The sequence below is a fragment of the Rummeliibacillus sp. SL167 genome, from assembly GCF_007896505.1.
GTDB lineage: Bacteria > Bacillota > Bacilli > Bacillales_A > Planococcaceae > Rummeliibacillus > Rummeliibacillus suwonensis.
In genome coordinates this window covers 1-23,141 of the sequence record NZ_VCBM01000006.1, presented here as the reverse complement: position 1 = coordinate 23,141, position 23,141 = coordinate 1, and the positions used below count along the sequence as shown (strand labels likewise).

The 23,141-nt window shown below is 35.7% G+C and carries 22 protein-coding genes and 1 rRNA gene; 9 read left to right on the top strand and 14 right to left on the bottom strand.

Annotated elements, in window-relative coordinates:
- Positions 1-40 precede the first annotated feature (40 nt).
- From FEZ13_RS18160 to FEZ13_RS18145, 4 genes are all read left to right on the top strand, one after another.
- Entirely contained in the window at positions 41-769 is a 729-nt protein-coding gene (locus FEZ13_RS18160; RefSeq protein ID WP_146550671.1) for an amino acid ABC transporter ATP-binding protein, read from the top strand.
- A gap of 68 nt (positions 770-837) precedes the next feature.
- On the top strand, positions 838-1,620 hold the full coding sequence (locus FEZ13_RS18155; protein ID WP_370467735.1) for a transporter substrate-binding domain-containing protein: 783 nt from the start codon (positions 838-840) through the stop codon (positions 1,618-1,620).
- Between the two features lie 253 nt (positions 1,621-1,873).
- A complete protein-coding gene (locus tag FEZ13_RS18150) occupies positions 1,874-2,527 on the top strand; it encodes an amino acid ABC transporter permease (RefSeq protein WP_146550673.1) in 654 nt (217 codons plus the stop codon).
- Between the two features lie 14 nt (positions 2,528-2,541).
- Positions 2,542-3,192 carry an amino acid ABC transporter permease gene (locus FEZ13_RS18145; RefSeq protein WP_146553833.1) on the top strand — a complete coding sequence of 217 codons (651 nt, stop codon included), beginning with the start codon at positions 2,542-2,544 and terminating at the stop codon, positions 3,190-3,192.
- Between the two features lie 361 nt (positions 3,193-3,553).
- Here FEZ13_RS18145 and FEZ13_RS18140 read toward each other — a convergent pair whose 3' ends face one another.
- The 8 genes from FEZ13_RS18140 to FEZ13_RS18105 form a co-directional block, all read right to left on the bottom strand.
- Entirely contained in the window at positions 3,554-4,204 is a 651-nt protein-coding gene (locus FEZ13_RS18140) for a FusB/FusC family EF-G-binding protein (protein WP_146553832.1), read from the bottom strand.
- 335 nt (positions 4,205-4,539) lie between these two features.
- On the bottom strand, positions 4,540-4,830 hold the full coding sequence (locus FEZ13_RS18135) for a DUF6509 family protein (protein ID WP_146553831.1): 291 nt from the start codon (positions 4,828-4,830) through the stop codon (positions 4,540-4,542).
- A gap of 189 nt (positions 4,831-5,019) precedes the next feature.
- Complete coding sequence (locus FEZ13_RS18130) at positions 5,020-5,295, bottom strand: hypothetical protein (protein ID WP_146553830.1); 276 nt, start codon at positions 5,293-5,295, stop codon at positions 5,020-5,022.
- Between the two features lie 531 nt (positions 5,296-5,826).
- Entirely contained in the window at positions 5,827-7,143 is a 1,317-nt protein-coding gene (locus FEZ13_RS18125) for a hypothetical protein (RefSeq protein WP_146553829.1), read from the bottom strand.
- A gap of 708 nt (positions 7,144-7,851) precedes the next feature.
- A complete protein-coding gene (locus FEZ13_RS18120) occupies positions 7,852-8,520 on the bottom strand; it encodes an ankyrin repeat domain-containing protein (RefSeq protein ID WP_146553828.1) in 669 nt (222 codons plus the stop codon).
- Positions 8,521-8,553: 33 nt separating this feature from the next.
- Positions 8,554-9,171: an NAD(P)-dependent oxidoreductase gene (locus FEZ13_RS18115; RefSeq protein ID WP_146553827.1), complete on the bottom strand. Its 618-nt coding sequence runs from the start codon at positions 9,169-9,171 to the stop codon at positions 8,554-8,556.
- 936 nt (positions 9,172-10,107) lie between these two features.
- Complete coding sequence (locus tag FEZ13_RS18110; protein ID WP_146553826.1) at positions 10,108-11,406, bottom strand: M48 family metallopeptidase; 1,299 nt, start codon at positions 11,404-11,406, stop codon at positions 10,108-10,110.
- 83 nt (positions 11,407-11,489) lie between these two features.
- Complete coding sequence (locus tag FEZ13_RS18105; protein WP_146550690.1) at positions 11,490-12,137, bottom strand: SIMPL domain-containing protein; 648 nt, start codon at positions 12,135-12,137, stop codon at positions 11,490-11,492.
- Positions 12,138-12,339: 202 nt separating this feature from the next.
- On the opposite strand from FEZ13_RS18105, the gene FEZ13_RS19730 reads away from it, so the two are divergent.
- Entirely contained in the window at positions 12,340-12,498 is a 159-nt protein-coding gene (locus FEZ13_RS19730; RefSeq protein ID WP_186725982.1) for a hypothetical protein, read from the top strand.
- Between the two features lie 444 nt (positions 12,499-12,942).
- Here FEZ13_RS19730 and FEZ13_RS18100 read toward each other — a convergent pair whose 3' ends face one another.
- Complete coding sequence (locus FEZ13_RS18100; RefSeq protein WP_146553825.1) at positions 12,943-14,151, bottom strand: MFS transporter; 1,209 nt, start codon at positions 14,149-14,151, stop codon at positions 12,943-12,945.
- A 145-nt stretch (positions 14,152-14,296) separates the two neighbouring features.
- Between FEZ13_RS18100 and FEZ13_RS18095 the strand changes: the two genes are divergently transcribed.
- The 4 genes from FEZ13_RS18095 to FEZ13_RS18080 all read left to right on the top strand — a co-directional run bounded on the left by FEZ13_RS18095 (position 14,297) and on the right by FEZ13_RS18080 (position 18,467).
- Positions 14,297-15,028 (top strand): YetF domain-containing protein, encoded by a 732-nt coding sequence (locus FEZ13_RS18095; RefSeq protein ID WP_146553824.1) that lies wholly within the window; start codon positions 14,297-14,299, stop codon positions 15,026-15,028.
- 472 nt (positions 15,029-15,500) lie between these two features.
- Positions 15,501-16,064, top strand: coding sequence for a GNAT family N-acetyltransferase (locus FEZ13_RS18090; RefSeq protein WP_146550693.1), 564 nt, complete (start codon positions 15,501-15,503; stop codon positions 16,062-16,064).
- 655 nt (positions 16,065-16,719) lie between these two features.
- The gene (locus FEZ13_RS18085) at positions 16,720-17,613 is read left to right on the top strand and encodes an EamA family transporter (protein WP_146553823.1); all 894 of its coding nucleotides are present in this window, start codon (positions 16,720-16,722) and stop codon (positions 17,611-17,613) included.
- Positions 17,614-17,687: 74 nt separating this feature from the next.
- On the top strand, positions 17,688-18,467 hold the full coding sequence (locus tag FEZ13_RS18080; protein ID WP_146553822.1) for a FixH family protein: 780 nt from the start codon (positions 17,688-17,690) through the stop codon (positions 18,465-18,467).
- Between the two features lie 67 nt (positions 18,468-18,534).
- Here the strand turns inward: FEZ13_RS18080 and FEZ13_RS18075 are convergent, their stop codons facing one another.
- The 5 genes from FEZ13_RS18075 to rrf form a co-directional block, all read right to left on the bottom strand.
- Positions 18,535-20,667, bottom strand: coding sequence for an MMPL family transporter (locus FEZ13_RS18075; RefSeq protein ID WP_146553821.1), 2,133 nt, complete (start codon positions 20,665-20,667; stop codon positions 18,535-18,537).
- 248 nt (positions 20,668-20,915) lie between these two features.
- A complete protein-coding gene (locus tag FEZ13_RS19725) occupies positions 20,916-21,074 on the bottom strand; it encodes a hypothetical protein (RefSeq protein ID WP_186725978.1) in 159 nt (52 codons plus the stop codon).
- Positions 21,075-21,336: 262 nt separating this feature from the next.
- Positions 21,337-22,434, bottom strand: a complete 1,098-nt coding sequence (locus FEZ13_RS18070) for a DUF1648 domain-containing protein (RefSeq protein ID WP_186725977.1) — start codon at positions 22,432-22,434, stop codon at positions 21,337-21,339.
- 12 nt (positions 22,435-22,446) lie between these two features.
- Complete coding sequence (locus FEZ13_RS18065) at positions 22,447-22,827, bottom strand: GntR family transcriptional regulator (RefSeq protein WP_146553819.1); 381 nt, start codon at positions 22,825-22,827, stop codon at positions 22,447-22,449.
- A 224-nt stretch (positions 22,828-23,051) separates the two neighbouring features.
- Positions 23,052-23,141, bottom strand: a 5S ribosomal RNA gene (rrf, locus tag FEZ13_RS18060); the annotation flags it as partial.

The following is a 23,141-nucleotide window of genomic DNA, read 5'->3' as shown; positions in this document are numbered from 1 at the left end:
TAAATATCGAAATATTCCGTCTTTACTTAGGGGGCTTTGCATGATCGAATTTAAAAATGTGGATAAGTATTTTGGAGATTTTCAAGTTTTAAAAAATATTAATCTCACCATTAAAAAAGGGGAAGTTGTTGTGATCATTGGGCCATCTGGTTCTGGTAAAAGTACACTTCTTCGTTGTATGAATCGCCTAGAGACCATTTCCAATGGATCATTAACAATCAATGGTGTCGAATTAAATGATAAAAAAACGGATATAAACAAACTTCGTCGTAAGATCGGTATGGTATTCCAACACTTTTACCTTTATCCTCATAAAACCGTGTTAGAAAATATTATGTTAGCACCTGTAAAGGCGCTTGGTCAGTCGAAAGAAGAGGCCAAAAAGACTGCATTAGCCTATTTGGAGAAAGTAGGAATTCCAGATAAAGCAAATGCTTATCCATCACAACTTTCTGGTGGACAACAACAGCGCGTTGCTATTGCAAGGGGATTAGCGATGCATCCTGAAATCATGCTTTTTGATGAGCCAACATCTGCACTTGATCCTGAAATGATCGGTGAAGTATTAGAGGTTATGAAACATTTAGCAAAAGAAGGCATGACAATGGTCGTTGTCACACATGAAATGGGCTTTGCAAAAGAAGTAGCCGATCGAATTATTTTTGTCGATAAAGGGGAAATACTCGAGGATGCTGATCCGGCTGAGTTTTATAAAGAACCAAAGGAAGAACGCGCTAAGTTATTCCTGAGTCGGATTTTAAATCATTAATTAGAAATTAAGGGGGAAATTTAATGTTCAAAAAGAAAAAGGGGTTATTGACAGTTTTACTTTTAGCAATGCTTTCTGTACTAGTATTAAGCGCTTGTGGATCTAAAGATTCTTCAGGTGACCAGTCAAAAGAAAGCGGCAAAAATGCACTAGAGGCTATTAAGGAAAAAGATAAGATTGTATTTGGCGTAAAAAATGACACACGCCTATTTGGTCTAAAGGATCCTAAAACAGGCAACATCGAAGGCTTTGATATTGATATTGCCAAAGAAATTGCAAAAATTATTTTAGGGGATGAATCAAAAGCGGAATTTAAAGAAGTCACTTCCAAAACTCGAATTCCACTTCTCCAAAAAGGTGACATTGATGCAATTGTTGCAACGATGACGATCACTGAAGAACGAAAAAAAGAAGTAGACTTCTCTGATGTCTATTTTGAAGCTGGTCAAGCACTGCTTGTAAAAAAGGGAAGCCCTATTAAAAGTATTGATGATATTAAAAAAGGGACAAAAGTTCTTGCAGTAAAAGGTTCTACCTCTGCCGTTAATATTCGTGAAAAAGCACCAGACGCAACCGTATTAGAATTTGAAAATTATGCTGAGGCTTTCACGGCATTGAAAGCTGGTCAGGGAGATACTCTAACAACGGACAATGCCATTCTTTATGGGATGGTCGACGAAGATCCGAATTACCAAGTTGTTGGTGATATCTTCACGGATGAGCCTTATGGTATCGCTGTTAAAAAGGACAGTCCCGAATTAGTTCAAGCGATTAACGATGCCTTAAAAGAATTGAAAGATAATGGGAAATATGATGAACTTTATAAAAAATGGATCAAGACTAGCAACTAATCATTTTTATCTATCAATTATGCCTCCAGCGTAATTGCGTCCGGAGTTTTTTGAGCAAGCTCGAAAAACTCTTATTCAAAATTTGTGATATCCGCCGGAGACTTCACCTAGTGGAGGGATTTTTCCTTCCCCCACTAGGTTTTGTTAGTTACAACGATCCCGGGGCTTTATAGCAGAATAAATCCCATTCATCTTCTGTTTTTTTCTTTTTTCAATAGGCAATTCACAATATAGCGGCAAGGAGTGAGATAGGATGCCTGACTTTTCGATTTTAACCGAAAACTGGGATATGTACATAAAAGGCTTTTTCATTACTATTTATACAAGCTTAATCGGGCTTATCGGTAGTTTTATACTGGGAACAATTTTAGCTATTTTTCGCATTGCGCCATTCAAACCTTTCAATTGGATTGGAACAATCTATATCGAATTTTTCCGTAATATTCCGTTACTCATTATCGCCTTTTTCTTATTCACAGCTTTACCCACAATCAATATGCAATTAGATGGCTTTCAAGCTGGGACTCTAGCACTTATTATCTATACATCTGCTTTCATCGCAGAAGCTATTCGAGCAGGTATTTTATCCATTCCAAAAGGACAAACAGAGGCAGCTAGGTCGTCTGGTTTAACCTATACTCAAACAATGCGTTACATTATTTTACCTCAAGCTATTAAAATTGTTATTCCCCCACTCGGAAACCAGTTTATTAATCTTGTTAAAAACTCGTCTATTTTAACTATATTGGCCGCGGGGGATCTAATGTATCAGGCCGATTTAATCTCCACACGTACTTTCGTTACATTTGATGTGTATATCTTTGTAGCCATATTTTATTTAGTTATAACTATACCTCTTAGCACTGGGGTTAATTATTTAGAAAAACGCCTTGCGCGGAGTAATTAAGGGAGGAAAAGTCTATGGATTTTGCTGGTGCATATTCTCCGGATCATCTAAAATTCCTGCTGGATGGTTTTTTTGTCACTTTAAAAATTGCTATCGTTTCGATTATTGCCAGTTTTGTTATCGCAGCATTTATTGGGATTATTCGTTATACTAAAATACCTATTCTTTCTCAAATATTTGCTGTCATCGTTGAGATTATTCGAAACCTGCCATTACTATTGATCATTTTCTTTACCTTCTTTGCATTGCCAGAAATCGGCATTGAAATGAGTATCGAAATGGCAGCTATTGTAGCTTTGACGATATTTGAATCATCTATGATTTCAGAAATCATTCGGAGTGGCTTAAATTCCATTGAAAAAGGGCAAATTGAAGCGGGGCGTTCTTCAGGTTTAACTTATACACAAACACTATGGCATATCGTATTACCTCAAGCTTTGCGAAGAATGGTACCACCTATTGTCAGCCAATTTATATCTCTTTTAAAGGACACATCACTTGCAGTCGTGATTGCCCTTCCAGAATTAATGCATAATGCACAAGTGATCAATGCTCAAAATGTCAACTTTATCATTCCAATTTTCATTCTTGCCGCATTTATGTACTGGGCTGTTAACTATACTTTATCGATTGTAGCTAGAAAATTAGAGTTGAAAACATCTTAGGTAGTGTGTGCATAGACTGAAAGCAAATCATTCGAAATTTGTAATCATTTCAATCAAGTGAAGCTCCATCAGTTGGGGTTTTCTTCATCCCCCCACTGGACTAGGGAAATCCAGGTTAAATGTGCCACGTCCTGTGGCAACACCTGAGTGACCAACATCTTGTTGGCCCGAACCAATCGGACGCATGCGGCAGTTAATATCTTTCTCTTTTCTCTCTAAATCTTGAGATAGGAGGCTTACTGCCCGTTAAAGTGGGATAAAAAAGAAAAGGCTCATGAGAACCAAAATGGTTTTCATGAGCTTTTTGCTATGCGTTAGATAGTAGTGAAAAAAGTCTTGCTCATCAAATATGGAACATGAATCATTCAGTTACACGTGCAAAAAATTCACTTACTCTTTGAGCATTCGTAATATGTTGATTACATTTTTGGCTATCTATACAAATATAGTTACTATGTCTTTTATAGTTATCTGCCGTTTGACCTTTTTTCGTTGTCGTAAACAGGCTTACCTCTGAATGGTGATTACAAATTGCACACACGCCTTTTAGAAAATTCGTGTCCATCTGCCCTTTTACAGCTTTTAACTTACCTTGGTGCTCAAACACAACATACTTTCGGTGTGTGCTTACATCATCCCAAGCTAAATAGCAGGTATGTTGAAAATCGATAGTTTCTAAATGAGGGAGCTTTAATTTCTTTTCTTTCTTAAAGAGACTTTTCAGCTTGCTACTTGTTACCTCTTTAAAAGGAATAACATAGGGATTTAAACTTTCTAAATAGAGATCACCTTGTTTATGATCTGTTATATGATATATTTGTCCAATGATTTCCACTTGATGATCTAAAGGATGGATATTTTGCTCAATTTCCGTTTCCACAATTCCTTTGACCGCTAAAATCACATTTTGATCTTTCGTGGTATTATAAGCATTCAAAATTTTATTCAATTGTTGTTCAATTAAATGATAGTTAGCTACGGATAAGAAAGGTTGAATCGTTTGTTTTTCCATTGAAATCACTCCAATTATTTAGGCTTTTATATGGTATTGGCCTAAAGAAATGATCCAACTTGTTTTTGTAAAAATAACCGCTTTTGTATTTTATAAAACTTCGATGGAAATTTCTTCGACCATGAAGTTTCGTGCTTTAGAGCATGCATTAAAATATAATGCAGACATATAGATTCCTCCTTTTAAGAGATCTGTTTTAATTGTAACACCTTCCCATCTTCAATACAAATTGCATTTCATCTGTATCATTTTATTTCCTACGACATAACCATTTCTGATTCTATCCAAATGCTTATCCTGATCCTTTAGCAAGCCTACCTGTTTCAATCGATAAATTATTCACCAGTGATAATATGTTCCTGACAGAAATGTAAAATCATTTTCTCTTCATCCTCTTCTAATGCAAAATCCAATAACCTCTCCTCTGCTTTCGCAGTAATAAAGTAATTGGCAATTGAAAATTCGTCTCCCTTTTTGGCGACAATTAAACGAATTTCAAGTCCTCCCTCTGTATAAAGTTCATCCTCTTCATCTACAGCTATCTCTAACACAAATTCATATCGTTCACCTTCAATTAGATGTGTCGGATCTAAAATTTCTTCCATTGTATATGCTAAAATATCCAAAATAATCGCTCCCTTTATAGCTTTCATTATTTTATAATATAGAAAAATAACGATTAGTAAAGGTTTATATAAGAAGCTCCTATCTTATTCAGCAAAATCGTTCATGTTCAACATAAAACATCTTTGCAAATGATATTAACCATATCTCATGAGATAATGAAGAGATTCTGCATTAATCTATTCATATTTTTAAATCTTAAATTTTTTCAAGATATATCCACCCGCTACAAACGTTAATATAATAGCTAAAACAAACATTTGAACTGTTCTAGGTGTTAACTTTAAAATCCAAAATACTGCTGAAATAGTAGCAATGGTTAAATAATAGACCTTTTCACTATGTCCATTTTCATCCGTATCTTTTAATTTATCTAGGTTTAATAGCACTATTACATAACCTAAAACAGGTATAACAATACAGAAAAAATAAATCCAAAACGTTTTCAAGTACCATGGTTTTTTCATATTTTATAAAATTCCCCTTGATTTTTATATAGCGTATATAATATTCATCATCGATCAATGATATTTCAACACATCGACATAAATAATTTCGTCAAGCGATGCGCCTAGTGCTATCTCCTAGAAATATAAACTTAAAATTTCCTACTTTAAACGATTATCGATGTTCTGAATCTATCCATGTGTGTCCTGTGTATATCTCGGATTCCATCATACTAACCAATTTCTAACATCGTTTAGTCATGCCAAGATAACTAGCAAGGAAATAGGCTATGCCACTTTCCTAAAAGATTAAAAAAAAGATCTTTCAATCTCCATAAAAATGTATAACTCTGAATCTTTTTTAATTGGCATAACACCTACTATTCTAAGCAGTCAAATCCAAAAGTCTCAACTTATTTATGTATGATAGATTGTAATATTAAGTGCAGCCTAAGGACTTTCCCTAATCAACACGTCTGATATAAAATAAAAACCGTGAATACACACTACATGTACTCACAGTTTCAATTTGAAAAATCTTTCTAATATAAGCTATTCAACTATTTTTGCTGTAAAAATCATAGATGGCTGAGCTATTATCTTTTCAATAAACAGGTTCCAATCCTCTATCATCGTATTAAAATGAAAGACATCTGGCTTGCCTGCGGGATAAGTGATGGATTCTGCATCTTCGTAGAACTCATTCCAATCATTTTGTTTTTGATAACGTTCAAGTGGACTTCCTATTTCTACTTTTTTCTGAAAAGCAGCAAATGCGGCAGGTATCACTTCTAGGAAAATGGCCTCGATGTTTTCTTTTCGAGTTTGACTGCGCATTTTACTCGCCCAATCTAGGACAACCGCTCCATCCAATTTTGCATACTTCTTATTTTGACGCGTATAAGGATAATGTTTGGCTTCTTCTTGGCGCTTATTAATATCTTCTATTTTATAAGTAGTAAAAGATTGATAAACTTTCAACAGTTTTCCTTTTAGATTTGGAGACAAACCATCTTTACGTAATAAAACTTCTAATTTCATACCTAAATAACCTAATTCGATTCCTAACTGTTCTTCACTAATAGCCGTTGATTTTTGATAAATGAGCCATTTATGGGCAGATTGATAAAAAGCTCCTGCCGCCGCTAGATCAAGCGGCGTATATAAACCTTCCGGCACATAAATACATTGTGTATAAATCTTTGAAACAGCTAATCGTAGAATATCTCCCATAAAATACGAATCCCGTTCAAGCCATTCATCTTTTGTACCTTTAATATAGGCATAGTCTGGATTAATACTGATAAATTGTTCATATTGCTGGATTTTACGTTCATATAATCCTTTAATCGATTGGCGCATCAGCTCTTTTTCTCCAGCAATCTCATTCAGCTCAAAGAATGTGCCAACTGTATCTACATAGGCATTAGAAAGTCGAGCAAATCCGCGTCCTAAAATATTATGCAATTTTTCAAGTTGTACAATTTTTTCTTTCCCCTCAAAATCGCGATCAATCCGTGCCTTATACGTAATATATTCAGATGCCAAATAGTTAATATGTTCACTAATGGCAGCTATCCTTTCAAAGGACACACCACCTCTCGCACTAACATTAAATTCAACCATCTTCCAAAATATTTCTTTTGGTAAACCATTTGATTCAATTTCTTTCTTTGTTAGCGCTTGTACCTTCATCCACTTATTTGCAGAAAAATGTTGAGGTATTCTCTTTTCAATATCTATTTTATATTGTTCTTTTAATTTCTCTATTATCTCAAAAAATTTACTATGTGAATTTGTTTTGTCATTTTCAATATCATAGTTATCGAATGATACCGAAGATAAAGGCCAATTTTCATAATTCTTCATAACCTTTTTAGGGGCCCCCTTTATAAAGTGAAACTTTAATCAGTGGGGGTTTTCTTCATCCCCACTGAGCTAGAGGAACTCAGGTTAAAAGCACCACGTCCTGCGGCAACACCTGAGTGACCAACATCCTGCCCGTCCGAACCAATCGGGCGCATGCGGCAATTGATCTCCCCCCCTACCTTCTTTACTTTCGCTGAATTTTGAGGTGGGAGTATTACTGCCTTTAAGACGGATAAAAAGTTACAGACCAAATTGAATGTTATGACGATTAAAATCGTTATGCCTATTCTATCAATAATTATTACATGAAACTAGAGAATTTTTTATTTTTATACTAAAAAACAAGCAAATTTCACAGTTTTTCAACTATTTTGTTGATCATGCTCATATTTAGCACAATACAAAGCTACATAAAGTTCCAGAAAATTCTTTCTAATCTAAGTAGATTCCACCCCATGAGGCTCTTCTTCATCTGCACTGGATGTTTTGCGCCAATTAGACTTTCACAGGCCGTCACCTATTCTTTTTGAAGCAATGGGCTTACGGCAAAAAAAGATACAGGTGTCCTCCTTTTATGGGAAAACTACCATAAAATTCCATATATGTGGTTTTTCATGCTTCAATTCCATTCTAAAAACTAGAGATAAGCAAATTCTTTTCTTACTAATGAGTTAAAAGATTATTGTAGAAGAAAATTTTTAGACATTGCTAATAACCATACTTTTTCAATAAATGCTCGATTTCTTTATAGCCTAACTTTTCTGCATGTTCGATCGGTGTAACGTCGTCCTTATCAGCAATATTTGGATTAGCTTTATGTTGCAATAATAATTGGACACATTGTTGATAGTTTTTACTACCATCGCCTAAAATGATCGCTTCCAATAATGCTGTCCATCCCAAATTGTTGATATGATTGACATCTACTTTGGTTTCATTTAATAACCAACGTAAGGCTTCAACATTGCCATGTTCAGCAGCTGATATCAATGCTGTATTACCATAGCGATTCGTGATGTTTGGATCAGCTCCAGCCTTAGTCGTTAATTTTAGAATATCCCAATAACCTTCTGCTGCTGCATATAGAAAAGGTGTATTTTGCATATCATCAGGAATATTGACATCGGCACCATTAGAGATTAGCACTTTGGCAATTTCTATATCATTATTATACGTGGCAATCATAAGAGGTGTACGGCCCCTATCATTATGTTGATCTAAATTTTCACCTAATCGAATCAGTTTTTTTACTGCATGTAAATCCTGTTGATGAACAGCATTCAATAACGTTTGTTTGACATCTTTGTTTTTTGTATATCCAACTAACGCAAAGCCTAAAGACAATGCGATCATTGCAGCTTTATGACTTTTTTTCATGTGTTTCCCTCATTCCCCATCTGCTTTAGTCCATTAATATGCAAGCCCTACTCTTATTTGTAAAAATTGTTTCTTGAAACATTCCTCATAAGCAAATTTGGCAGTATCACCTACAGTAATTTTTTCTCCGTTTAAAGGTAGTTGATTTTTTTCTATTCTGTATATTCCTGTTGCTTCCCCATCCGGTAAATAGGTTGGACATATAATCGTCCATTCTAAATCTGATTCCTTTAACATTTGAAATGCTTTCGCATGCTCTTCTGCAGCAAATGTCTTTTTTTGCCTTGATTCATTTGTTTGAAACCGAAATTTTCCCGGTTCTCTGCGGCTATTTAAAATTCCTGCCGTGCCTATAGTGACGATTCTTTTTATATGATGTTTCTTCATAGACGAAATAATATGCGGCATACCTTCTGATAAGGTAGTTGTATGACAAACACTAAGTGTACTAATCACCATATCGGCATCATCAATTGTTTTTTCAACATCATTGTTATGCAAAACATTTCCCTTTATAATGGTTAAATGCTCATTTTCATATAATTTTGCTGGGGTACGAACAAGTGCCTTTACATCATGCCCGTCTTGCAATGCCAGCCGAACGATTTCCCCGCCAACTCTTCCCGTTGCTCCGAAAATAGCTAGCCTCATCTATAATTTCCCCTTCCAGCTTCTTTCTAATCATTATTTTATCATTTGATATTTTGGCTACAAAGAAAAGAACGTATAAACTACGGTCTATTACTGTGAAATCCACTATGTACACATGTTAAATGTACCAACCAAACATCAAAATAAAGTAAAACTCCATCCGTGGGGGTTTTCTTCATCCCCCACGGATGGTTAGCTGAACCAATCGGACTTTAACGGGCCGTTCATCCCCCATCTATCTTTCTCGTTTCTCTCTATATCTTGAGATGGGGGTCTTACTGCCCGTTAAAGCGGGATAAAGCATAGCTAACGTGGAAACGCTTCCTGATATGGGGATGGGCATACTTTTAAGTGGCCGTGTGAAATATTTTCAGCAATCCTAAAAACATTCATTCCCCTAAACGCTTGTAACCCTTTAAACTATTTGAAAATATGACGACTAACATAACGACCCCAAAAAGAGTGAAGAAATTTTTGTGAAGATAAAGTGAATCTCCAGACAATGAGAATTTTCTTCCTCATTGTATATGAGTTGAAACGATTGGACTGGGCTTTTCCACCCACTTATCCTCCTGCTTTCTGTTTGGTCTTGAAGTAGGAATCCTGACTGTCTATTAATAAAGAAAATAAAAGATGCTTGAACTATCTATTTAAATTATACATTATTCTCTTCTAGTTTATATTTAAATTCCCTATAAAGCTTATAATTTCTTCGTTATTCTTTTGACAATCGTCATAAAATTGTTACAAAGAAAATGGCATACTATCCTGTTGGGGGCATTTATACAAATTTCAATAACAACATACTATAAACTTGGGCATAAGCACAAATTACTGCTGGCTTTGCTTACTAAACAGAAACTCCTAAATGCGCAAGGCAAAATGGCATAAAAAAACTGCTCATGAGTTGCATCAAGAACTCATGAACAGCTTGCCTTATTTTCCTTTCTTTCTCTCTTCCTTTTTCTCTTGTTCTATATTTGGGCTATCCTTATAAACGCTATATATTCTTTCCAGCATCGGAGGATGTGTATAACGGAACCATTTTACAAGTATTGGCGGATTGACTTCACTTAATCCTGCCTTCGTTAACTTTTGGAAGGAAGACACAGCTGCCGCATGATCTCCTGTCAACTTGATGGCATACTGATCCGCCCTAGATTCCTGATACCTTGAAAAATAGTTGGTTAATGGGCTCGCTGCAAATAGTAAAAACGAGGTAATGAGTAAGAATAACGGGATCGAACCAATATCGCCTAGTTTTTTGATTTTTAATACTTGGCCATAACGCGTGATTATCCAGCGCATGATTTTAGAAGTTAACCACAAACCAATGAATGTTAATAATATATAGCCAGCCATTCCAAAGTAAATATGTTTTTCAACATAATGTCCCATTTCGTGTGCCATGATAAATAGAATTTCCTTATCTGTTAAACGGTTCAATGTCGTATCCCAAAGCACTATTCGTGAATTGCTGCCGATACCTGTAACATAAGCATTGAGGGCATTCGTCTTTTCAGCCATATTCACTTCATATACATGGTCTGAAGGAATTTTCGCTTGGTCAGCTAACGCCAGAATTTTTGCTTCTAATTCTTTATTTTGTAATGGATAAAAATCATTATATAATGGATCGATAATAATTGGTTGTACAAACATGACAAAAATAGAGAAAGGAATTGATAACAACCAAGTGTAGAACCACCACTTCTTCTCACTTTTTTTCATAAGTCCATAAATAACTGACATCACAACAATCGACATGACATAATTAACACCAAGGTCGACTAGACCATCCCTCATCCAGGATGGAAAAGTTTGTGTACTAATTCCATAGTCTTTACTTAAATAATATTTATAATATTCCAAAGGCCATAACACGATATACATCAGTAAAGACAGCCAAAATACATATATGATAGTTTGAAAAAGCGTTGTTTTAGCTCGTAAAGTGGCCTTTTTTTCAAATAGCCGAGAAATCCCTAAAAGTAAAATGAAGGCATAAATCAGCCATTCAAGTGGTGTTGCGACAAAGAAAAGAAAGTTTCTAATTCTTGAAAAATCCTCACTTAATAATAACTCATGTGGACTCATAAACACCGCCGGATCTGCAACGGTTCCTTTTAATACTTCTGGAATATCGCCGCTTCCACTATGGAAAATATAAAAGTACATTCCTACAGCATAAACTCCAAATAGCATAAGAGTTATTATGCCTATTTTTTTTGCCATGTCATCTCCACCCTTGTTCAGTCTGTCCTATAGAATAGTGTAATCTTCAGAAAAAAATATAGAACTAATTTGTTGCATAATGATCAATATTGAAATTTCACTCTTAATACAGCATTAATCATAATAAGCCCTTGTTCAATTGGCGTGGTTACATTCTGAGCCGCCATAGCTGTTTTGTATAAAGCAGGCTCTACCATACTTTCTTCTACAATTTCAATAGGTTGGGGAGGCATATGTAAATGCATGGTCTCCGCTATAGTATTAGCTTTCATTTGCGCATTTTCGTAAGCTAGTATCAAAGCTCTCTGATAATAAAGGTCTGGATTTTCTATTTTAAATTGAACGCCCGACACACCATTTGCCCCATTTTTTACTGCCGTATCTATTACGATGCCCACTTGATTCATATTTCTTACTTTTACTTCAATAGCGTTTGTTACTTCATATCCTCTAAAAAGTTGTTTTCCATCAATGTAATCATATTTTGGTGAAATCGTATAAGCGGCTGTCTGAATATCCTCTCGCTTCACACCTAATGACAAAATCGACTGGATCACTCGATGAGCAGTTGTTGCATTTTCCTTTGTGGCCTTACTTACCTCCTGCCCCTTTGTCACTACCTCTACCTGCAGTTGAGCATAATTGGGAGCAGCTGCTACATTTCCACGACCCGTAACTGTTATGACACGCGTTGAGTCATATGGCAGTTGGTGAACATTTTGATAATACACAGGATTCCACCTTCCATATTGTTCATACTGCTTATCCTATGCTTTTTTCTATAAAAACTTGCCATTCAGGTCGTAATTGACTAAAAATAATGGATGCTAGAGTATTGTGACTTAACTTGGGTTCGACTTTGATGAAAGAGATACATTTTTACAGGAATGTTGATTATCCCATTTAATCCATAAAAATAGGGTAATTCGTTGATTGCAGCGAAGGCTTGCACGACTCATGCGGGGCGAATGCTGGGGGCAACAGGATGTTGGTCACGGAGTCGTTGCCACAGGACGTGGCGCACTACAACTCCGTTCCTTAATCGCTTGCGCTGCGTGGTCTCATCTATTCGCTTTTCCCGCGGGACATTGAATTGGCTTCATCGAGTCAACACCGCACGAAGGAAATGCGCATGCATTTTCGAGGACTCGAGCAAGCCTCCGCTCCAATCTATATAAATGGTCCTAAAAATACAGGGGTTTTCAAAAATTACGCCAAACGGACACCCCTAATTTTTGTAAAATCAACACGCGTGACATTTTTATTTAAAATGAAACCTCACATAGTGAAGCGGTTTTCCACTACTTGAATCTATTGAGCCTTTCTCAGGCAACTTGATCACATACTTGCATTTTGAAATGGGCATCTTCCTTCACGATCATACGTGAAAAAAAGGACCGCTTGAAAGGCAAAAAGTACAATTCAAACACTGAATTGTACCCTTTTAAACGATCGACTTCATTCTAAATCTGTTTTTTCCGCGGAGATTATCGTTTCTATTATATCTAGCTTAAAATCACTATCAATCATTTTTCCCTATGCTGTTATTTTATGATCTTTAGGGAGCCAAAATGCGACAAATGCAAATAGCGGTAACACTGAGATCACAATCATGGTATCCAAAACGCCAAAGCTATCCATCAACATACCAATGACTACGGAACCAATAGCTCCCATACCAAATGCAAGCCCTACTGTTAGTCCCGCCATTGTTCCAACTTTACTAGGTACTAACTCTTGTGCATAAATAACGGTTACAGAGAAACTTAGCATGATGAAGAATCCAATAATACCTAGGAAGATCACAACCAACCATAGAGGTATATATGGTAGCAATAGTGCCAATGGCATTGGAACTAAGAATGATAGTAAAATAACACTTTTTCTACCTATTCGATCTGCCATCGGACCGCCGAAGAACGTCCCAATCGCACCAACTGCAAGGAAGATAAAAATAAAGATTTGCCCTTTTTGGATCGTTAGATGATATTTATCCATTAGATAAAAAATATAAAAATTCGTCATGTTCGTCACATAAAATGAACGAATAAAGATAACAGCCATTAATAAACCGATGGCTACGCCAACTTGTTTTTTCGTTAATGTAGGTAAATTTGAAATTAATGTCTTTTTCTTTTTCGTTAATCGTTCTTTTTCTAATTGTCCTTTATACCAATTAGAAATACGTGCTAATAGAAAGATGCCAGTAGCCGCAACGATCAAGAACCACGCCGCACCTATTTGACCAAATGGTACAAGCACAAACGCACTGATTAAAGGAGCTAATGCTTGTCCTGTATTACCACCGACTTGATAGATAGACTGGGACAATCCACGTTTTGATCCAGCAGCCATAAAACTAACCTTTGAACCTTCAGGATGGAAAATAGCCGATCCTAATCCTAAAAAGATAACAGATAAAAGGATGAACCAATAATTGGATGCAACAGAAATTCCCGCTAAACCAACAAATGTACATGTCATTCCTAATGGCAGGGCATATGGCTTTGGATTGCGGTCACTAAAAAAACCGACTACCGGTTGCAATACAGAAGAAACCATATTTAATACAAATGTGATAAATCCAAGTTGTGTAAATGTTAAACCTATTTCTTTTTCTAATACTGGGAACATTGCAGGTATGACCGCTTGCAACGTATCATTGAATAAATGACAAATGCCGATTGCCACCATTATTGGGTATATGGGATTCGCTAAAGTCGGCCTTGCTACTGTCGTTGACATGTTAAAATTTACACTTCCTTTATAATTCTGAATAAATTAGTGTATTCATTATAACAATATTTCGATAAAATTTATTATTTTATATGAGAATATCCTCTTTTTTAATGTTCATACTAAGCTCGATTAGAAAGAGGAGTGAAAAAATATGGAAAACTTCTTTGAAATAAATTTCTGGGAGATGATGCTGAGAACAACCATTTCCTTTATCGTATTACTTTTCTTAGCACGTATACTCGGAAAAAAACAATTAAGCCAACTTACATTTTTCAATTATATCACTGGTATTACGATTGGTTCCATTGCAGCTGAAATTGCTTCTCAGCATGAAACACCCTTTATTGATGGTTTGATTTCACTAATTTGGTGGTCCATTTTAACATTACTCTCCAGTTTCATATCACTTAAATCTTCAAAACTACGCGGAATAATTGATGGGGATCCAACGATTGTTATCAAAAATGGAGAATTATCCGTTCAAGCCTTAAAAACCTCAAAGCTCCATATGGATGATCTTTTAATGCTGCTTCGTGAGAAATCAGTTTTTTCAATCCAAGATGTTCACTATGCCATCTTAGAAACGAACGGCGAACTAAGTATTTTGATGAAACCCGCAGAACAATCTGCTACTAAACAGGATGTTAAAGCAGATGTTTCGATTCCACCTCATATCCCTATAGAAGTTGTGAATGATGGAAAAATTGTACGAAAAACAATGGAAGAACTAAATCTAACAGATGAGTGGTTAATGAAAAAGCTAAAGAAACAAAATATCCAAGATCTACAAGATGTCTTTTATGCACAGCTCCAACCAAATGGATCATTGTATATATGTACTAGAGATGAAAATAAAGCTGCAAATAATGATAAAACGCAATGATTTTATCCAGTTCACCATCACTAGTTACTTCGACTATTTGTTGAATACTATCGAAATTTTGTTCATCAAAAACGCAAGAAAAGCGAAAATTCCCCAGGAAATACTTGTTCATTCGTCATATTTTTCTTAATGAATGCCATTAAGTCAGCAAAAGATACGCTACAACATCAAAAATAGCATGCTAGGATATGGTCAACACCTCTAGCATGCAAACAGATAAAAAATACAACAAAAGCAAAGACATCAGATTAAAAAGTAAGACATGCATATTCCTTACCCAAAGAAAGTTTAGCGAGTTTTACCTCATTATAGTTGAATGTTTTAAAAAATTTTTTAACAAACCTTTTTAATTTGCATAAGTTTTAAGAAATAAAATTTGAAGAATACCTTTCTGAACTCAGCACATTATATCTAATCTCAGCAAATCCTTCTTTTCTTTGCTATACTAGCTTCTGAAGGAGATTGATAAAAAATGGATATAACTGTAAGACCTGCGCAATTAGCGGACGCACCATTTGTTGCACCTTTGATCATCGATGCTATTGATGAAATTGCTAATCGCCTTACAGGTGAAGATGAATCGCAAGCTATTCTTCGTTCACTAGAAGAGCTCTTCAAGCGTACAGATAACAGACATTCCTATCAAAATACTTATATTGCTGAAATCGATAGTGGAATCGCTGGTATAATGGTCATCTATGGTGGTGACCAAGCACCAACTCTAGATAGTAACTTAGAAAAATGGTTAGCAGTTAAGGCAGCCGATGTGCAAACCATTGAAGTTGAAGCACGACCAGATGAATTCTACATAGATACCGTCTGTACCGCTCCCCAATATCGAGGACATGGAGTCGGCACTACCTTATTAAAACATGCAGATATCATCGCCAAAGAAAAAGGATACCAAAAAATTTCTTTGAATGTTGAAAAACAAAAAGTGCGTGCGCGTCATTTATACGAAAAGATGGATTTTATCTATTCAGAACCTTGGATGATTATAGGTGAAGAATTTGATCATATGGTAAAAAAAGTATAATAATTAGGCATTCAATTATTCGATATTCGTAATAAAGTGAAGCTTCCATCAGTGGAGGGCTTTTTCATCTCCCACTGAGCTAGAAGAACTCAGGTTAAAAGCGCCACGTCCTATGGCAACACCTGAGGAATCAACATCATGTCCACCCAAACCAATCGGACTTTTACATGCAGTTCATCCCCCATATCTTGAGATAGGGGTTTTACTGCCCATTAAAGCAGGATAAAATCTTATACCTTATGCGCCATTCCAAACAATTTTGTTTAGAATGGCTTTACTATGTCTGATTTCTTTATTTATCACAAAAATCCAATCTTGTAAAATCCCTTTTTCAATGAAGATCCTACAAAAATAAATTGTCAAGCGTGTTGATTATCCAATTTAATCCATGAAAATAGGTGAATTTGTTGATTTCAGCGAAGACTTGCTCGCTTTCCTGCGGGAGTCGAGCAAGTCGCAGCGAAGATCTATATAAATGTTCTTAAAAATACAGAGTTTTTCAAAAGCTATGCCAAACAGACACCTCTAATTTTTGTCAAATCAACACGCATGATAAATTGTCTTATTATTTTATAAAAATTTCCTTTAAAGCTAACAAAATTACCTTTCGTGGTATAATTATTTTTTGGGGCTTTTATACATAGGAGAGGAACCAATGAACAAAAATTTAATATACCCATTGCTTATTGTTATAGGATCAAGCTCTTATGGGATTTTATCAACTATTATAAAAATAGCTATGAATCACAGCTTTGAAACAAAAGAAGTGGTCACAAGCCAGTACTTTATAGGTTTTTTATTAGCTTTCATACTATTCATCATTACCCAGCGTTCTTTACCTAAGCTAAATGGTAAAGCCTTTTTAGTAATTATGCTTTCTGGTTTACTGACAGGAAATACAGGAATCGTCTATGGACAAGCTGTTCACTATTTACCTGTCCCACTAGCTGTTGTGATGCTTTTCCAATTTACATGGATAGGTTTATTTTTAGATTGTATCATCCATCATAGACATCCAACGCGTATTGAATTATTTTCGCTTGTCTTCCTTGTAACAGGTACCATTTTGGCAACAGGTATCTTAGATGTAGATTTGAGTGACCTTGATTGGCGCGGTTGGGTATTTGGTCTAGCATCAGCACTTAGCTTTGCTTGTTTTATACAATTCAATTCTAGACCTGTTAATGGCATTACAACGATCGGTCGAATGACGATGATGTCTTTCTTTGCCATGCTCGTTGTTTGCACCTTCCAAAAGCCCGACATTATTATGAGTGGGAAATTATTTGAATCCGAGCTTCTTTACTTTGGGCTGACTCTCGGCTTTTTTGGAATCATATTACCGATTTTGTTATTTACGATCTCCATTCCTAAAGTCGGTGGAGGCCTAGCATCTATTTTAAGTGCAACAGAATTACCAGTTGCTATTATCACCTCTATAATCGTACTGCATGAAAAACTGACCATACTGCAAGTAGGTGGGATCCTATTTGTATTAGCTGGCATGATTCTACCAATACTTTTACAAAAAGATCTGCAAGGCAACTAGATTTCACACTTATTTCGCAAATTCTTTTTTCCTTTTTGTTACAATGATGGTGCAATTAGAAGGGAGTTTTTTTGATGAAAAAAATCGTGGTATTGCTAATAGCATTAGCGGCTTCTACAGTTCTTGTAGCCTGTAACAATCACAATGACCATTCAGAAAATGGCACTAAAAAAGAAACACAGCCTGTAAAAGCCACTTTAATTGCTCCTGAAGAGGCAAAAATCGGTGATAAAATTGAACTTAAAATAACCTTAACTCAAAATAGCAAAACAATTACCAGCGCAAAAGATGTTGCGTTTGAAATAGAAAATAATGATACAGATATTGACCAAATGGTAACAGCAAAGTTAAAGAATCATTCTTATGTGGCTTCTTATGAAGTAAAAAATGCAGGAAAATATGAAATCACTGCTCATGTTTCTACTAAAAGCGGCGAACATATCATGCCAAATACAGCTATGACAGTAACAGATTCCTCTACTAATTCCGAACATGCGGAGCATGAGAATCACGCAGCTACTACTGAAGCTGCTACGGAGGAACACGAACACCATCACGATGTAACGATTACTTATAACCATCAACGTACCGCTACAAAGAATAAAGAAATGACTTTTAATGTCTCTTTAAAATACGATGGGAAAGCATTATCTAGCGCAAATGTCCGCTATCAAGTTCTTCCACAATTTGATGGAGGTCAACCCACCTGGATTACATTGAAGGAAACCTCAAAGGGTACATATGAAGGGAAACATACATTCACACATGCAGGAAAATATCAATTGAAGTTACATGTTGAAAACAATGAAGGTCTCCATGCACATGAAGTGAAAGATTTTATTGTGAGAGAATAGCCCTTATTTTTAAACATTCCTTGAAAAGCCTGTGTAGAAGAAAAATTTCCATACAGGCTTTTAACTATCATTCTGCACCATGCTTTATTTTTTTGGGCCAAAAGCTAAATTTACCAAGAATCACGATTAACGCTGGAATTACGACTGGTCGTACGAGGAATGTATCCACAAGTATACCAATTGCAACAGCAAAGCCAAAAGCACGAAGTTCCATGACCGGTTGCGTGATTAACACTGCAAATGTGGCCGCTAAGATTAAACCTGCGGACGAAATCACACCACCTGTTTTTCCTACCCCCTCGCGTACTGCATCCTTTATTGGCAGATGCTTTTGTTCTTCACGAATACGTGAGATCAACATAATCGAATAGTCCACACCAAGCGCCACCAAAAACACAAATGTATAAAGTGGAATACGATAACTGATTCCTGAATAACCAAGTAAATCCTGGAAGAAGAATACACTAAACCCAAGAGCTGCTCCATAGGATAATAAAATTGTTGCCATCATATAAACAGGGGCCAATAGTGAACGAGTTTGAATACCCAGCATAATCACGATTAATACAGTCATCAAAATAATGATACGAATTTCATCTCCATGACTGGCTGCACGAATATCTGTGTTTTGAGCCGTTTCACCAGCAATTAACATCTTCGCATCATTAATATGGCTATCACTTAAAATTTGTTGTGAATCTTTACGAAGTTTTTCAATATCATCAAACGCTTGTTCTGTATAAGGATTATGATTCAAGACTAGATTAATCTTCACGACATTTTGGTGATTTTCAGCATATGGATTTCCTTGAATTTCCGCCTTATTGACACTCTTTTGGTCATTTAATTTTTCCACTAATGTAGTGATTTGCTCAGTAGTTAAATCTTCCTTCGCTTTTACAATCACCGTACTAGGAGCAATTTCTCCTGCAGAAAATGCATCATTTAAAACATTATATCCTTGAATAGAAGACATTTCTTTTGGGAATGAGTCCAACAAGTTAAATGAATAATTAACATGTCTGATCATCAACGCAAACAACACTAAAACAATAATGATAGGCGTCATCGCAATCCATGGCTTTTCAGTTATAAAACGGCCAAATTTATGCCAGAATTTTTCTTTGTCAGCATGTTTTATAGCCTGTTTACGTGGATTAAATGGCCAGAATGACTTTTCGCCTGCAATGGCAAATAATGCCGGCATTAAAGTTAAACCTGCAACAAGTATGAAGGCAACGGCTATAGCAAATATTGGTGCAAAAGCACGATAAGACTCGTATACAGCCAAAAATAATGTAAGCATACTTAAAAATACTGTACCCCCACTAAATACAATAGGTTCCTTTACAAAATTCAAGGCATTTTTCATAGCTTCATTTACGTGTAGCCCCTTCTCAAGTTCCTCACGAAAACGAGAGAATAATAATAATGAGTAGTCAGTAATGACCGCAAATAACAGGATCATCATAATCGATAAAGACTGCCCATCAATGGCAAACCAATCCGCTTTTCCCATCAAGCCTAACAAACGATCTACAACAGCGTATGTAATACCTGCACCAATGAGTGGAATAAACGATAGTAACGGAGAACGATAAATCACAATTAAAATAACAAATATTAATACAACTGTGCATAAAATCAGCACCACATCTGCTTTAGAGAACATTTCATACGTATCTGCTGCAATGCCGGCAGGACCGGTAAAATATGTTTCCAAATTAGAAGGCTGTTCTTTCGCAACTTGCTTTTTTAGATTATCCATTGTTGTTTTAATCACTTTATTTTCCAGTCCCTTTGGAAATAAAACCGGTAAAAAAAAGGTTGTATGATCTTTTGAAAAAAAGGAAGCACGTGCCTGCGCTGACATTTTTGAAAGAGGTACTACCGTAAAATCTTTGTCGGCATCTGTCACAACTTTTTCAATATTCAACATTGCCTTCTGAACATCTTGCTCCTTTAAACCACTCTTATCATGAACGACAACAAACAATGGAACACCTTCAGATGAAGGAAAATATTCTTTTAAAGCCTTTTCAGCTTGAATCGATGCATCTCTTTCAGGAAGACCTGAGTTTTTGTTTGGCGATGTTACCTCTTTCGCATGAGGTGCAATGCCGGATAGTGCTGCAGCAACAATAAGCCAAATCAGTAAGATGGCAAACCATCTTTTTTTCTCTTTCAATATTTTCATCATTTCACTACTTTCTATTAGAATCCTCTTTAAATATGGAGATGATTATAGGCCAAAGCCTTATCATCAAAACAGGACCGCCAACTACCATGAAAATGTATCATTCATAATGATAATACGTGTTTTGGATTCAAAATCCTTCTTTTAAACTTAAAAAGCTTTTGCTTATTATTATCTATTATTAAAGTTTTGAATACTCTCATCCCATTCTTTCTCTATTATAACGAAAGAGCGAGATGGACTATAGCCACTCACTCTTTTTTATCAATTATCACGCGTGTTGATTTGACAAAAATTAGGTCGTCTGTGGCGTAATTTTTGAAAAACCCTGTATTTTCAGGACCATTTATAAAGATCTTCGCTGCGGCTTGCTCGACTCCCTCAGGAAAACGAGCAATCCTTCGCTGCAATCAACGAATCCCCCTATTTTTAAGGATTAAATTGGATAATCAACACGTCTAATCAATTATTAATATGTTTATTCCGATTAACAGGTAGTAAGCACTTCGGGACGTAAGGAAGTAAGAGGAGAAGCGAAGAAATCAACTATCTATGAAAGATGATTTGTTCATGCCATACACAGTGTAAAATAGAGAAACTCCCCACTGAGTGAAGTTTCACTTGTATACTGTGTTCGTATGCCCCCATATTATTTATCTAAAATATCATTCATTATGAAAAATACGCTATAAGCAATATCAGAAGAAGTGGTCCGAACAGAATAACATAGCTCATAGGCCTTGCAAAATTAATGGTCCAACCAATTCCAAATCTTTTTTCTACAAACAGAGAGGGATCCTCTTTATTGAAATACATCAATCCTCCCTTCCAATAACGATCATCATCTATATCCATAATCCCCTCTTTCAAATTAGAAGAATATCCTCCCTTTTCTAAACGGCTAACTTTAATGGTAAAAATAATACTGCCTACAAATATCACTGCTATAAAAGTTATAAACATAGCCAGCATCATATTTTGCCCAATGATATCACGATAAATGGTCGTCAATTGCAAGAAACTAAATAAGATTGTAATGAGAAAAGCGGTTAAAAACATAAACCAGCTTGTATACTTTCTTTTTTTGATTTGATTAGAAGCTGACCTTTGCATATTAAAAGCACTGATTTTAATCCCTGAACGCTTTGTTCCCTCGGATATTGCAACAAACATTGCTTGCATAACAAGCATAACAAGCGGCAAAGAGATAACAGAAAAGCGATTTTTCTCTGTAAAGGCATCTGGTCTACCATTCGGTCCCCAATGAGTCGGAATTTGTTCTGGGAGTATAGGGTATTGATAATATGTGTAAATAATTAGGATCAATGAAACAAATACTAAACTGATAAAATAAGAAAGTGGCAACATTCCATCTTGACTACTCAATGATGTGCTTGCTATTTTTACCTCTGTTAAATCTGCTCCCCATTGCTCCTGCCGTTTTTCCTTCTGGAGTTTGTAATGGAAATAAGCATAGAATAGCAGACTAATCAAGATAAAAAACAGGATAGTACCAATTCCAACGACAACTTGAAGATCCTCATTATGGTTAATGTGTAACGCCCATATAGAATAACTGATCAACAGTATTAACCAAATGATAGACAGGACAATACTATAAATTTTCTTGGTCTGTTTAACTACATGATGATGAATAAATGAAGCAAGTATTGTGACACCAAATACTATGGTACGCTTCAACATATATGGTATAAATATTTGCATAAGTCCTATCAAGCCAAACATGACGATCGAAATCCAAAAACCCATCATGATACCCTCCTAATACAATGTTTTCATCAATCTTTTGAGCAATTTCTCAAAATCGTTCATTCCTAATCCTTGAACAATACCTTCTGCTACAACAGGCCGCAGCATTTTTTCCATATAGTCTAATTGCTCAGCATTAGCGTTTCCCATTTTACGAGGAACATTTACGATAGCACCTGACTTCGGAATAATTGTAATTAAACCCTTTTTCTCTAATTCATGATAGCTTTTATTAACCGTATGCATATTAACTCCTAAGTCTGCTGCAAGTGTTCGTACGGAAGGTAGCGATTCACCTGGTTCTATATCCTTATTGACAATACCTTCAATGATTTGTTGCGTTAATTGTATATAAATAGGAGTATCCGAATTTGGTTGAATTTGAATAAACATCTAATCACCCCAATCTGTTCTACTTGAATTATAACAAATTCCATCCAAGAGTAGAACAAAATTGTGTAAAAAATAATGGTCGGATAAAGTTTCAGTCGTATAAATATTATTTATATTTTCCACTTAACAGGAGAGGAAAATTTTCTTCTCAGCATTAGACTAAAACCATAGCTAAAAGTAGACGAAAAAAAGCACAGTTGAATAATCAACTGTGCTTTATCTATGCCTAGCAACGTCCTACTCTCGCAGGGGGACAGCCCCCAACTACCATTGGCGCTCAAGAGCTTAACTTCTGTGTTCGGCATGGGAACAGG